We start from the raw sequence: 12,811 nt of genomic DNA on the forward strand, positions 1-12,811 counted from the left end.
AAGACAGTGGCAGCGGAGATCGTCAACTCGCGCAGCGCCAGCAATGCGGATCAGGACGGCGGGGTCGAGCCCCACGATTCCTTCGATCCGGCGTTCGCGCTGCACCGCGGCGGCAAGATGGCCGTGCAGGCCACCGTGCCGGTCCGTGACAAGGACGACCTGTCCCTGGCGTACACGCCCGGCGTCGCCCGGGTGTGCACGGCCATCGCGGAGCAGCCGGAGCTGGTCCACGACTACACATGGAAGTCGTCGGTCGTCGCCGTGGTGACCGACGGCACGGCAGTGCTGGGGCTCGGCGACATCGGCCCCGAGGCCTCCCTCCCGGTGATGGAGGGCAAGGCGATCCTGTTCAAGCAGTTCGGCGGCGTGGACGCGGTGCCGATCGCGCTGGACTGCACGGACGTGGACGAGATCATCGACACCGTGGCCCGGCTCGCGCCCTCCTTCGGCGGCGTCAACCTGGAGGACATCTCGGCGCCGCGGTGCTTCGAGATCGAGCGCCGGCTCCAGGAACGGCTGGACATCCCGGTCTTCCACGACGACCAGCACGGCACCGCCGTGGTGACGCTGGCCGCCCTGCGGAACGCGGCGCGGCTGACCGGGAAGGGGCTCGGCGATCTGCGGGCCGTCATCTCCGGCGCCGGCGCGGCGGGCTTCGCCATCGCCAAGATGCTGATCGAGGCGGGGATCGGCGACGTCGCGGTCGCCGACCGCAAGGGAGTCGTCTCGCGGGAGCGGGAGGATCTGACGCCGGTCAAGCGGGAGCTCGCCGAGTTCACCAACAAGGCGGGGCTTTCGGGATCTCTCGAGCACGCCCTGGAGGGCGCCGACGTCTTCATCGGAGTCTCCGGCGGCACCGTGCCGGAGAAGGCGGTGGCGTCGATGGCAGAGGGTGCCTTCGTCTTCGCGATGGCCAACCCGAACCCGGAGGTGCATCCGGACGTCGCGCACAAGTACGCGTCCGTGGTGGCGACGGGCCGCTCCGACTTCCCGAACCAGATCAACAACGTGCTGGCGTTCCCCGGCATCTTCGCCGGAGCCCTCCAGGTGCGGGCGTCCCGCATCACGGAGGGGATGAAGATCGCGGCGGCGGAGGCGCTGGCGGGGGTCGTCGGGGACGATCTCGCTGCCGACTACGTGATTCCCTCGCCGTTCGACGAGCGGGTCGCCCCTGCGGTGACGGCGGCGGTGGCCGCGGCAGCTCGGGCGGAGGGCGTGGCCCGGCGGTAACGGTGCGTCGGGCGGGCGGGGGCCTCTCCCGCCCGCCCAGCGTGATATGAAGCGCGGCTTCCCGCTCGGCGGTCGCAAGGCGCCCGGCGTTGGGGGTGGGCCGGGCGTTGGCTGCGCCTTCCGGCGGCGGCAGGGAAGCAGGGAGCAGGGACACGCGTCACAGCCCGTCTCGGTTCCCTCCGCCAGGCGCGGAGCCTAATCTCAAGGTCATGTTCGCTGCCTACGCCGCCCGTATCGACCGCGACAACCCCCTCTCCGGCCTTGAGTTGGGAGAGCGCCCGGCCCCCGAGCGGAGGCCCGGCTGGACGACCGTGACCGTCAAGGCCGCCTCCCTCAACCATCACGACCTCTGGTCCCTCAGGGGCGTCGGGCTCTCCGAGGACAAGCTCCCCATGATCCTCGGCTGCGACGCGGCCGGCGTCGACGAGGACGGCAACGAGGTCGTACTCCACTCCGTCATCGGACAGACCGGCCATGGCGTCGGCCCCGACGAGCCGCGCTCCATCCTCACCGAGCGCTACCAGGGCACGTTCGCCGAACAGGTCTCCGTGCCGACCTGGAACCTCCTTCCCAAGCCCGGGGAACTCTCCTTCGAGGAGGCCGCCTGCCTCCCCACCGCCTGGCTGACGGCCTACCGCATGCTGTTCACCAACGCCGGAGTCCGCCCCGGTGACTCCGTCCTCGTCCAGGGTGCGGGCGGCGGTGTCGCGACCGCCGCGATCGTGCTCGGCAAGGCGGCCGGCCTCAGGGTCTTCGCCACCAGCCGGGACGAGGCCAAGCGCAAGCGGGCCGTGGAACTGGGCGCCGTGGAGGCCCTGGAGTCCGGGGCGCGGCTGCCACAGCGGGTGGACGCCGTCATCGAGACCGTCGGTGCCGCCACCTGGTCCCACTCGGTCAAGTCCCTGCGTCCCGGGGGCACCCTCGTCATCTCGGGTGCCACCAGTGGTGACCGGCCCTCCCACGCCGAACTCACCCGCATCTTCTTCCTCGAACTGAAGGTCGTCGGCTCCACCATGGGCTCCAAGGACGAACTGGAGGACCTGCTCTCCTTCTGCGCCGCCACCGGCGTACGCCCCGTCATCGACGAGGTGCTTCCGCTCGACCGGGCCCGCGAGGGCTTCGAACGTCTGGAAGCCGGAGACCAGTTCGGGAAGATCGTGCTGACCGCCGACTGACGGCGACGGCGCATTCCGCCACGTGCCCATGGCGGGCTCGGGATTCTTCCCGAGCCCGCCATGGCGTTTCCGTGACCGGCTTGTCAACCAGGGTTGACAAGCCTTGGCGTGTCAACCTATGTTGACATCATGACCGAAGCAACGGATCTCGCCGAGCGTGCTGGCGACCGCGATCCGCGAGTGGGGCTGCGAGCCGTCGCCGCGCTGCGCAGGCTGCTGGAGCAGCTGGAGGCGGTTCAGGTGCGCAGCGCACGCAACCAGGGCTGGTCGTGGCAGGAGATCGCCGCGGAACTCGGAATCAGCAGGCAGGCCGTGCACAAGAAGTACGGGAGGCAGTGATGTTCGAGAGGTTCACCCAGGACGCCCGCGCGGTGGTCATCGGCGCCGTCGCGCACTGCGAACGCGCCGGTGAGCAACGCGTCGACGAAGCCCACCTGCTGCTCGCGCTCCTCGAGAGGGAGGCCGGCCGTGCCGCGTTCGCCCTGACGGCGCTCGGGCTGACCGGGCGGCGCGACGTGGTCGAACGGGACCTCGCCGAGGCCCGCCGTCGCGGCGGGCTCACCCGCGCCGACGCGGACGCTCTCGCCGGGCTCGGCATCGACCTCACCGAGATCGTCTCCAGGGTCGAGGAGGCCCACGGACAGGGCGCGCTGGCCGGGACCCACGCAGGGGCCGTACGGCGGTCCGGGCGCCGCCCGTTCACCCGGGGCGCCAAGGACGTACTCACCCGATCCCTGCGCGCCGCCGTCGCTCACGGCGACCGGCACATCGGCGACGAGCACCTGCTCCTTGCCCTGACCGCCCGCCCCGGCGTCCCCTCCGAGGTCCTCGCCGACCATGGAGCGACCTTCGCGGCCGTGGAGGACCTGCTGTGGGGCGGCAGCGGCCGGGCGAAGGCGGGGTGAGCCTGCCGCCGGGTGACGTCGGCCGGTCGTGAGGAGCTTTACCCCTTCCGCGACCGCAGCGTCGCCCCGATGTGTGCCGCCGCCGTCGACAGGTGCCGGCGGGCGTCGCGCAACTGCTCCTCCGTCACCCCGTGATCCCGGGCCGCGTCGCGGATGTCGTCACGGAAGCGGTCCAGGAGCCGGTCGAGGGCGCGGGCCGGGTCGCCCGGGAAGTCCTCGTGCGCCCAGGACGGTTCGTACGCACCCGGGAAGTCCTCCGGGGTCGTCGCGTACTCGGGCTGCTCCGCCGTCTTGGACGCGCCCGCGGCCCCCGGGCGCCCGAAGCCGAAGTCCTTGCCGAAGTCCTGGCCGAACTCGCCGAACTCCTTGGCCAGTTCGGCCAGGCCCTCCCGTACGCCCGTCGGCCAGTCGCCCCGCGCGAAGTGGTCCTGGACCTGCTCCTGCACCCGTCGCGCCATGCGCTGCAGCTCCTCCTGCGCCTGGGCGCGAGCCCGCTCCTGCGCCTCCTTGGCCTGGCGGCGTGCCCTCTGGGCCTCCTCACGGGCCCGTCGGCTCTCGTCCTTGGCGCGCCGGGCCTGCTCCTTCCACTCCTGCTTGACGCGGCGCATCTCCTCCCGGGCGGCGCGCCAGGCCTCCTTCTCCGACTGGTCGCCGTACGCCCCGAAGGCACCCGCGTGCTCCTTGGTGCCCCGGCGCGCCTCGGAGACCGCGGCCCGCATCTCGCGGCGCAGGTCACCCGCCGCCCCCCGGACGTCCGCCTGGATCTCGGCGGCCAGCTCGGCGACCGACTCGCGGATCTCCAGCTCCAGGTCGGCCAGTTCACCGCTGCGGTCGGCCAGTTCGGCGCGGCCCGCGTCCGTGATCGCGTACACCTTGCGGCCGCCCTCGGTGGTGTGCGTGACCAGGCCCTCGGCCTCCAGCTTGGCCAGCCGGGGGTAGACGGTGCCGGCGGACGGTGCGTACAGCCCCTGGAAGCGCTCCTCCAGCAGCCGGATCACCTCGTATCCGTGGCGTGGTGCCTCGTCGAGAAGCTTCAGCAGGTACAGCCGCAGGCGTCCATGGGCGAAGACGGGAGGCATGTCAGAGCCCCTTCCGCTCGGTAGGGCCGCCGGTCGTGCCGGGGGAGGCATCGGCGGGCGGCGCGCCCCAGGGCTCGTCCTCGGCGGGTGGGCGGCGCAGCAGGGCGATGGAGCCGGAGACCGTGGTCGCCTTCAGTCGGCCGTTGCCCCCGCCCAGGCGGCCCGTGATCTTCTTCGCGCCCCACTGCCCGGTGACGCGCAGGTCGTCGAAGGCGTTGGACACCGTGCCGCTCGCGGTGTTCGCCTCCACCTCGGCGTCGGCCGGGTGAGGGAGACGGATGGCGATCTCGCCCGAGACGTTCGTCAGACGCGCTTCGGTGGGACCGCTCGTGGGATCGAGGTCCAGGATGATCGAACCGCTGACGGAGTCGGCCTTCACGGACGGGCACGCGCCCTCGATGACGGTCAGGTCGCCGGAGACGGAGTTGAGCCGCAACTCGCCGGTGACGCCCTGGGCCTCCACGTTTCCCGACACCGTGGTGGCGCGGACCGGGCCGGAGACGCCGACCAGGGTCGTCGCGCCCGTGACGCTCTTGACGTCGGCGCCGCCGTCGATCCCGGAGACCAGGGCGTCGGCTCCGACCACGCCCACCTCCACGCGAGTGGACGCCGGGACGGCGAGGGAGACCACCGCGCTGCGACGCCAGCCCTTGGGGTCGAGCCACTTGAGGAAGCCCTTCCAGGGCAGGTCGTCGTAGGCCACGGTGAGGGTGCCGTCCTTCTGTGTCACCGTCAGGGAGGGGCCCTCGACCTGTGAGACCTCCAGCCGTGCGGAACCCTCGTCGGTGCCCACGACGTTCACCGTTCCGTTGACGATGCGCACGTGGAGTGCGGTCACCGGGTCGTCGAAGGTGAGCTTCCTCGGCTCTGCGACGGACCACTCGGGCATGGTGCTGACCTCCTCGGCCGGTGCGGGCTCGGGCGGGCGACGGGCGGTCGCCTCGGCAGGCTCGCACGCCGCACACGCTCGCCACACGTCGACGGACGCGGCATATCGCGTCTTCGCCATTCACGATATATCGCGGACACGGGAAGTCAAGACACTCGTTCCGGTGATCGCTCACGCACAACGGTGGGGCGCCCCCGTCCACGGGGCGCCCCACCCGACGATGCCGCCTACTCGTCTTCCTCGTCGTCCAGCCGTGCCAGCCAGGTCGCCAGCCGTTCCACCGGCACCTCAAAGTCCGGGTTGAGGTCGACGAACGTGCGGAGCTGCTCGGCGAGCCACTCGAAGGTGATCTCCTCCTCGCCGCGCCGCTTCTCCAGTTCCTCGATGCCACGGTCGGTGAAGTACACGGATGCTCTCCTGAAGGCGCTGGGCCGGACGTACAACTCCAGGTTAAGCCGCGTGGCAGCACCGGATCACTGCACGCACCGCTCTCCTGCCCGGGCCCGCCTCCACGTGCGCGTGGGGGGGGCTACCCGCAACGCGAAGGGGCCCGGTCCCGAGCCGGAACTCGGGACCGGGCCCCTCGCGGTGCCGTGAGACCTACGCCTCGAACACCTCACGCACCAGCTGCTCCTGCTCCGCCTGGTGCCGCTTCGCCGAACCCACCGCCGGGGACGACGAGTGCGGGCGGGAGATGCGGCGCAGGCGCTCGCCGGCCGGGATGTCCGCGCCGACCGCCAGGTCCAGGTGGTCGATCAGGTTCAGGGCGATGAACGGCCAGGCGCCCTGGTTCGCCGGCTCCTCCTGGGCCCAGAGGTACTTCTCGGCGTTCGGGTACTTCTTGATCTCCTCCTGGAGCTCCGCACCCGGCAGCGGGTACAGGCGCTCGAGGCGGATGATCGCGGTGTCCGTGATGCCGCGCTTGGTGCGCTCGGCCTCCAGGTCGTAGTACAGCTTGCCGGCCACGAAGACGACCTTGCGGACGGCAGCGGCGTCCACCGTCGAATCGCCGATGACCGGGCGGAACTGACCCGACGTGAACTCCTCCGTCTTCGACGCGGCGGCCTTCAGACGCAGCATCGACTTCGGGGTGAAGACCACCAGCGGCTTGTGGTGCGGGTTGTGCACCTGCCAGCGCAGGAGGTGGAAGTAGTTCGACGGGAGGGTCGGCATGGCGACCGTCATGTTGTTCTGGGCACAGAGCTGGAGGAACCGCTCGACGCGGGCCGAGGAGTGGTCCGGGCCCTGACCCTCGTAGCCGTGGGGGAGCAGCAGGACGACACCGCTCGTCTGGCCCCACTTCTGCTCCGCCGCCGAGATGTACTCGTCGACCACCGTCTGCGCGCCGTTGACGAAGTCGCCGAACTGCGCCTCCCACATCACGAGCGCGTCGGGGCGGGCCAGCGAGTAGCCGTACTCGAAGCCCATGACCGCGTACTCGGACAGAAGGGAGTTGTAGACGTTGTAGCGCGCCTGGTCCTCGGCGAGGTACTGGAGCGGGGTGTACTCCTCGCCCGTCTGGCGGTCGATGAGGACCGCGTGGCGCTGGCCGAAGGTGCCCCGCTGGGAGTCCTGGCCGGACAGGCGGACCGGGGTGCCCTCCAGGAGGAGGGAGCCGACCGCGAGGGTCTCGCCCATGCCCCAGTCGATCGTGCCGTCCTCGACCATCGCCGCCCGGCGCTGCAGCTGCGGCAGCAGACGCGGGTGCACGTGGAAGGAATCCGGGATGTTGACCTGGGACTCGGCGATGCGCTTCACGACCTCGGTGGAGATCGCGGTGTTCACGGCGACCGGGAACTCCGCCTGCGGGTCCGACACCGGGCCGACGCTCGGCTGGGCGGTCGTGGCCTCGCGGACCTCCGTGAAGACCTTCTCCAGCTGGCCCTGGTAGTCCTGCAGCGCCTGCTCGGCCTCTTCCAGGGTGATGTCGCCGCGACCGATCAGGGACTCGGTGTACAGCTTGCGCACCGAGCGCTTCTTGTCGATCAGGTCGTACATCAGCGGCTGGGTGAAGGCCGGGTTGTCCGACTCGTTGTGACCGCGGCGGCGGTAGCAGATGAGGTCGATCACCACGTCCTTGTTGAACGCCTGGCGGAACTCGAAGGCGAGCCGCGCCACGCGCACGACCGCCTCCGGGTCGTCGCCGTTCACGTGGAAGATCGGGGCCTCGATCATGCGGGCCACGTCCGTCGCGTACATGGAGGAGCGCGAGGACTCGGGGGCCGCGGTGAAGCCGACCTGGTTGTTGATGACGATGTGGACCGTGCCGCCGGTGCGGTAGCCGCGCAGCTGCGACATGTTCAGGGTCTCGGCCACCACGCCCTGGCCCGCGAAGGCCGCGTCGCCGTGGATCGCCACCGGCAGGACCGTGAAGTCCGTACCGCCCTTGTTGATGATGTCCTGCTTGGCCCGGGTGATGCCTTCGATGACCGGGTCGACCGTCTCCAGATGGGACGGGTTCGCGGCCAGCGAGACCTTGATCTGCTCGCCGTCCAGGCCCGTGAAGGTGCCCTCGGCGCCCAGGTGGTACTTCACGTCGCCGGAGCCGTGCATCGACTTCGGGTCGAGGTTGCCCTCGAACTCGCGGAAGATCTGTGCGTACGACTTGCCGACGATGTTCGCCAGCACGTTCAGGCGGCCGCGGTGGGCCATGCCGATGACGACCTCGTCCAGGCGGGACTCGGCAGCGGAGTCGATCACCGCGTCGAGCAGCGGGATGACGGACTCGCCGCCCTCGAGGGAGAAGCGCTTCTGGCCGACGTACTTCGTCTGCAGGAAGGTCTCGAAGGCCTCCGCGGCGTTCAGCCGGCGCAGGATGCGCAGCTGCTCCTCGCGCTCCGGCTTGGAGTGCGCGCGCTCCACGCGGTCCTGGATCCACTTGCGCTGCTTGGGGTCCTGGATGTGCATGTACTCGATGCCGGTGGTGCGGCAGTACGAGTCGCGGAGCACGCCGAGGATGTCCCGCAGCTTCATCATCGACTTGCCGGCGAAGCCGCCGACGGCGAACTCGCGCTCCAGGTCCCACAGGGTGAGGCCGTGCTCGGTGATGTCCAGGTCGGGGTGCTTGCGCTGCTGGTACTCCAGCGGGTCGGTGTCGGCCATGACGTGGCCGCGGACCCGGTAGGAGTGGATCAGCTCGAAGACGCGGGCGGCCTTGGTGACGTCGTCGTCGTGGCTGGCGTCGATGTCCTTGAGCCAGCGGACCGGCTCGTAGGGGATGCGCAGGGCCTCGAAGATCTCGTCGTAGAAGCGGTTCTCGCCCAGCAGCAGGTTCGCGACCTGGCGGAGGAACTCGCCGGAGGCGGCGCCCTGGATCACCCGGTGGTCGTAGGTCGACGTGAGCGTCATGACCTTGGAGACGCCGAGCTTGTTCAGGGTGTCCTGGGAGGTGCCCTGGAACTCCGCGGGGTAGTCCATGGAACCGACGCCCATGATCACCGACTGGCCGGGCATCAGGCGCGGCACCGAGTGGACCGTGCCGAGGCCGCCGGGGTTGGTGAGGGAGACGGTGACGCCGGTGAAGTCGTCCATCGTCAGCTTGCCGTCGCGGGCGCGGCGGACGATGTCCTCGTAGGCCTGCCAGAACTCGAAGAAGTTCAGCGTCTCGGCCTTCTTGATCGCCGCGACGACGAGCTGGCGGTCGCCGTTGGGCTTGACCAGGTCGATGGCGAGGCCCAGGTTGACGTGGTCCGGCTTGACGAGGGTGGGCTTGCCGTCCTTCTGCGCGAACGACCAGTTCATCGACGGCATCGCCTTGATGGCCTGGACCATCGCGTAGCCGATGAGGTGCGTGAAGGAGATCTTCCCGCCGCGGGCGCGCTTGAGGTGGTTGTTGATGACGATGCGGTTGTCGAAGAGCAGCTTCACCGGGACCGCGCGCACGGACGTGGCCGTGGGGATCTCCAGGGAGGCGTTCATGTTCTTCGCGACGGCGGCGGCGGGGCCGCGCAGCGTCACCAGTTCGGGGCCGGCGGGGGCCTCGGACACGGGCTCGTCCTTCTTGGGCTGGGCGGGGGCCGCGGCGGGCTTCGCGGCGGCGGGTGCGGCGGGCTTGGCCGGAGCCGGTGCGGCGGCCGCCGGGGCGGGCTTCGCCGGGGTCGGGGCCGGTGCGGCGGCGGGCTGCGGAGCGGCGGCGGCCGGGGCCTGCGGTGCGGCGGGGGCCGCGGGCGCTGCCGCCTGCGGGGCCTGCGCTGCCTGGGGCGCCGTGGTGGTCTCCGCGGCCCCCGCGGCCGCGGTACCCGCCGGAGCCGAGGCGGCAGCGGCGGCGGCCCCGGGCTTGTAGTCGGCGAAGAAGTCCCACCAGGCACGGTCTACCGAATTCGGGTCCTGGAGGTACTGCTGATAGATCTCGTCGACGAGCCACTCGTTGGGACCGAACGCAGCAGCGGGATTCCTCCCGGCTTGGTCGTCGGTCGAGACGCTCGGGTTACTCGGGGACTGTGGCGACACGGCGGCAACCGCCCTCTTCCGCTTCACAAGGTGATTGGACAGCGGGAATAAAGGCTACGCCTCCAAGACCGTGAAGGTCAGGTCGGGCCGGTTCATCGTCGCGTAAGTCACATCAGAAAGTGCGTTTCAGGGGTTGAAATGGCGGGAAACAAGCGTGGTTCCGGTTGTGGACGGGTGCGACGACCCGGGCCCGGCGCGGGGAGTACGCGGGCCTCTGCCTGATCACACGTATCCGGCTGCGCGGACAGACGTGGATCTTGTTGCTCCGCTTCGAACTTTACGTCAACTTGGCAGAGATGGCTCTCCTGGAAGGGTGACCTGGATCCGGCAGCCGCGCGGGGATTCGGCCACACCGATCCGGCCACCGTGCAGATCCACCGCCCAGCGGGCGATCGCCAGGCCGAGGCCCGTGCCGCCGTCGCTGCCGGGCCCGTGCGGCCGGTTCACGGCGCCGCGGTTGAATCGCTCGAAGACCCGGTGCCACTCCGACTGGGGGATGCCGGGACCCTCGTCCAGCACCTCCAGCTCCAGGGAGTCCGGGGCGGGTCCGCGCCGGGCCTTCACCGTGACGCGGCCGTGCGGCGGGCTGTGCTTGACCGCGTTGTCGATCAGGTTGGCGACGACCTGGTGGATCCGCTCCGGGTCCGCGTGCGCGGTCAGCTCCGGCGGGGAGACGTCGAGGTGCAGATGGACGTCCGTACGGGTGTGGGTGCCGGAGCCCGAGGCGATGCCCGCGCGCGCGGAGGACACCATCTGGGCCTCCTTGAGGACGCCCGAGAGGTACGGCCACACCTCGAAGCGACGTTTCTTCAGCGGAACGACGCCGTTGTCCAGGCGGGAGAGGTCCAGCAGCGTCTCCACCAGGCGGCCGAGGCGCTCGGTCTGCTTCAGCGCCGTGCGCATGGTCTCCGGGTCGGCCTCGGTGACCCCGTCGACGATGTTCTCCAGCACCGCGCGCAGGCCCGCGATGGGGGTGCGCAGCTCGTGCGAGACGTTCGCCACCAGCTCCTTGCGCTGGCTGTCCTGGGCCTCCAGCTCGTCGGCCATCAGGTTGATCGTCTGGGCCAGGTCGCCCAGCTCGTCCCGGCGGTTGTCACGCACGCGACGGCTGTAGTCGCCGTGCGAGATGGACCGGGCCACCGCGTTCATCTCGTCCAGCGGGGCGGTGAGCGAGTGCGCCACGAACTGCGTGATCAGCAGGGTGGCGATCATCGAGAACACCGTGATGAACCGCAGCTCGGTGGCGGTGCGCACCGCGATCATCAGCAGGCCCGTGGTGATGAACACCGAGATGACGACCAGCGCGCCCAGCTTGGTCTTGATCGAGAACGGACGTACGCCGCCCCAGGGCTGCCCGGGGCTCCTCCGCGCGGCCGACCGCCCGTCGCTCATGGCGTCGGGGTCTCCAGGGCGTAGCCCACGCCGTGCACCGTCCGGATGCGCTCCGCTCCGATCTTCCGCCGCAGCGCCTTGATGTGGCTGTCGACGGTGCGGGTGCCGGAGGCGTCCGCCCAGTCCCACACCTCGGCGAGCAGCTGCTCACGGGAGAGCACGGCGCGCGGCGTGTTGGCCAGGCACACCAGGAGATCGAACTCGGTGGGCGTCAGGTGGACGTCCTCGCTGCGCACCCGCACCCGGCGCTGCGCATGGTCGATCTCCAGTTCGCCGAGGCGCAGTATGCCGGTGCGCGGGGTCGCGGCGGCCAGCGCGGCCCGCTCCACCCGCCGCAGCAGCACGTGCACGCGCGCCGCCAGCTCCCGCATCGAGAACGGCTTGGTCATGTAGTCGTCGGCGCCGACACCGAGCCCGACCAGCATGTCGGTCTCGTCGTCGCGCGCGGTGAGCATCAGCACCGGCACCGGGCGCTGGGCCTGCACGCGCCGGCAGACCTCCAGGCCGTCGAAGCCCGGCAGCATGATGTCGAGGATCAGCAGGTCGGGCTGCCAGGCCTCCGCCGTGTCGACCGCCGCCGGACCGTCACCTGCCGTTTGCACGAGGAATCCCTCCGCGCGCAGACGGGTGGCGATGGCGTCGACGATCGTCTGGTCGTCCTCGACCACCAGGACGCGCCGCTGAGCGCCCGGGGTCGCCGTCGTGCCGTTGTGGGAGGTATGTGTCTGCTCCATCGCCCGCCCCTGGGGTTGCTTTCCGGAATCCGTGGGGTGATCCCATGACTGCGTTTGACGCTTGAATGATCGGCGTCAGGGAAGCAGCGTACGGGGAGTTACCGCCGGTCGGCTATCCAGGTCCGATCGCGAGGTGCACGACGTCGGGAACGCCCCGGGCAACGGGCACCTCTTCGGTACGCACCTGCCGGAACCCGGCATTCCTAAGGGTTCCTTCAAATTCCGGAGAGGGCTCGGCCGACCACACCGCGAGCACACCGCCGGGTTTCAACACCCTTGCGCAGCTTGTGAGTCCGGACGTCGAGTAGAGGCTGCCGTTGTCGTCCGTGACGGTCCACGCGGGGCCGTTGTCGATGTCCAGGCAGAGGGCGTCGTACGTGTCCGATGTCTCATTGACGTGGGCGACGAGGTCGGCCTCCACGATGCGGGTGCGCGGATCGGCGAGCGCGTCGGCGGACAGCGCGGACAGGGGCCCGTCGAGGTGCCAGTCGATGACGGCCCGTTCGCGTTCGACGACGGTGATGCGACCCCAGCGGGGGTCGGCTGCGGCGTGCGCGAGCGAGAAACCGACGCCGAGTCCGCCGATCAGCACGCTCGGGTCCGGGCGGCCGTCCAGGGCGTCGGACGCTGCCTGCACCAGCAGCCGTTCCGAGCGCCCGTCGGAGGTGTCCATCAGGAAGCAGCCGTTGGAGATGATCTGCAGCAGCTCGCCGTGGCGCCGCAACACGACCTCGCCGTGCGGTCCCTCACGACGGTCCAGGACCACCGGGGTCTCGTCGGTGTCGTACGGATGAGGCATGGACCACATTCTGGTGACCGGCGGGGCGGGGGACGACGGATTTTCTCCGGCGGTCGAACGGCCTTTCCCGCAGTGGTCGAACGGACCACCGATGCCGCCGACGCCCGTCCGCGGTCACCCCGGACGCCGGAAACAGCTGGGAAGTTGCTATGAATCGCG

The 12,811-nt window shown here is 70.5% G+C and carries 11 protein-coding genes; 4 read left to right on the forward strand and 7 right to left on the reverse strand.

The genetic code is table 11. The annotated features are described in order from the left end of the window. Window positions 1-6: 6 nt before the first annotated feature. The 4 genes from N8I84_RS26585 to N8I84_RS26600 all read left to right on the forward strand — a co-directional run bounded on the left by N8I84_RS26585 (window position 7) and on the right by N8I84_RS26600 (window position 3,310). Entirely contained in the window at window positions 7-1,230 is a 1,224-nt protein-coding gene (locus N8I84_RS26585) for an NAD(P)-dependent malic enzyme (protein WP_263232013.1), read from the forward strand. Window positions 1,231-1,439: 209 nt separating this feature from the next. Beyond that, window positions 1,440-2,405 carry a zinc-binding dehydrogenase gene (locus tag N8I84_RS26590; protein ID WP_263232014.1) on the forward strand — a complete coding sequence of 322 codons (966 nt, stop codon included), beginning with the start codon at window positions 1,440-1,442 and terminating at the stop codon, window positions 2,403-2,405. A 129-nt stretch (window positions 2,406-2,534) separates the two neighbouring features. Continuing rightward, a complete protein-coding gene (locus N8I84_RS26595; protein ID WP_263232015.1) occupies window positions 2,535-2,744 on the forward strand; it encodes a helix-turn-helix domain-containing protein in 210 nt (69 codons plus the stop codon). Then, window positions 2,744-3,310, forward strand: coding sequence for a Clp protease N-terminal domain-containing protein (locus N8I84_RS26600; protein WP_263232016.1), 567 nt, complete (start codon window positions 2,744-2,746; stop codon window positions 3,308-3,310). The genes N8I84_RS26595 and N8I84_RS26600 overlap by 1 nt, the downstream gene beginning before the upstream one ends. 38 nt (window positions 3,311-3,348) lie before the next feature. Here the strand turns inward: N8I84_RS26600 and N8I84_RS26605 are convergent, their stop codons facing one another. The 7 genes from N8I84_RS26605 to N8I84_RS26635 all read right to left on the reverse strand — a co-directional run bounded on the left by N8I84_RS26605 (window position 3,349) and on the right by N8I84_RS26635 (window position 12,652). After that, window positions 3,349-4,389 carry a PadR family transcriptional regulator gene (locus tag N8I84_RS26605; RefSeq protein WP_263232017.1) on the reverse strand — a complete coding sequence of 347 codons (1,041 nt, stop codon included), beginning with the start codon at window positions 4,387-4,389 and terminating at the stop codon, window positions 3,349-3,351. Window position 4,390: 1 nt separating this feature from the next. Beyond that, a complete protein-coding gene (locus N8I84_RS26610; protein ID WP_263232018.1) occupies window positions 4,391-5,278 on the reverse strand; it encodes a DUF4097 family beta strand repeat-containing protein in 888 nt (295 codons plus the stop codon). Window positions 5,279-5,505: 227 nt separating this feature from the next. Further along, window positions 5,506-5,685: a DUF6104 family protein gene (locus N8I84_RS26615; protein WP_200419274.1), complete on the reverse strand. Its 180-nt coding sequence runs from the start codon at window positions 5,683-5,685 to the stop codon at window positions 5,506-5,508. A gap of 193 nt (window positions 5,686-5,878) precedes the next feature. Then, a complete protein-coding gene (locus N8I84_RS26620) occupies window positions 5,879-9,727 on the reverse strand; it encodes a multifunctional oxoglutarate decarboxylase/oxoglutarate dehydrogenase thiamine pyrophosphate-binding subunit/dihydrolipoyllysine-residue succinyltransferase subunit (protein WP_263232019.1) in 3,849 nt (1,282 codons plus the stop codon). 282 nt (window positions 9,728-10,009) lie between these two features. Further along, window positions 10,010-11,119 (reverse strand): HAMP domain-containing sensor histidine kinase, encoded by a 1,110-nt coding sequence (locus N8I84_RS26625; protein ID WP_200419275.1) that lies wholly within the window; start codon window positions 11,117-11,119, stop codon window positions 10,010-10,012. Then, the gene (locus N8I84_RS26630) at window positions 11,116-11,853 is read right to left on the reverse strand and encodes a response regulator transcription factor (protein WP_103839275.1); all 738 of its coding nucleotides are present in this window, start codon (window positions 11,851-11,853) and stop codon (window positions 11,116-11,118) included. Before N8I84_RS26630 ends, N8I84_RS26625 begins: the two co-directional genes overlap by 4 nt. A 112-nt stretch (window positions 11,854-11,965) precedes the next feature. Next, a complete protein-coding gene (locus N8I84_RS26635) occupies window positions 11,966-12,652 on the reverse strand; it encodes a spermine/spermidine synthase domain-containing protein (RefSeq protein WP_263232020.1) in 687 nt (228 codons plus the stop codon). Window positions 12,653-12,811: the final 159 nt, after the last annotated feature.

Origin of the sequence: Streptomyces cynarae (assembly GCF_025642135.1) — a bacterium.
GTDB lineage: Bacteria > Actinomycetota > Actinomycetes > Streptomycetales > Streptomycetaceae > Streptomyces > Streptomyces cynarae.

Excerpts from the sequence above, each read along its gene's own strand:
- N8I84_RS26590 (WP_263232014.1), top strand. The coding sequence starts at position 1,440 with ATGTTCGCTGCCTACGCCGCCCGTATCGACCGCGACAACCCCCTCTCC.
- N8I84_RS26595 (WP_263232015.1), top strand. The coding sequence starts at position 2,535 with ATGACCGAAGCAACGGATCTCGCCGAGCGTGCTGGCGACCGCGATCCG.
- N8I84_RS26600 (WP_263232016.1), top strand. The coding sequence starts at position 2,744 with ATGTTCGAGAGGTTCACCCAGGACGCCCGCGCGGTGGTCATCGGCGCC.
- N8I84_RS26605 (WP_263232017.1), bottom strand. The coding sequence starts at position 4,389 with ATGCCTCCCGTCTTCGCCCATGGACGCCTGCGGCTGTACCTGCTGAAG.
- N8I84_RS26610 (WP_263232018.1), bottom strand. The coding sequence starts at position 5,278 with ATGCCCGAGTGGTCCGTCGCAGAGCCGAGGAAGCTCACCTTCGACGAC.
- N8I84_RS26625 (WP_200419275.1), bottom strand. The coding sequence starts at position 11,119 with ATGAGCGACGGGCGGTCGGCCGCGCGGAGGAGCCCCGGGCAGCCCTGG.
- N8I84_RS26630 (WP_103839275.1), bottom strand. The coding sequence starts at position 11,853 with ATGGAGCAGACACATACCTCCCACAACGGCACGACGGCGACCCCGGGC.
- N8I84_RS26635 (WP_263232020.1), bottom strand. The coding sequence starts at position 12,652 with ATGCCTCATCCGTACGACACCGACGAGACCCCGGTGGTCCTGGACCGT.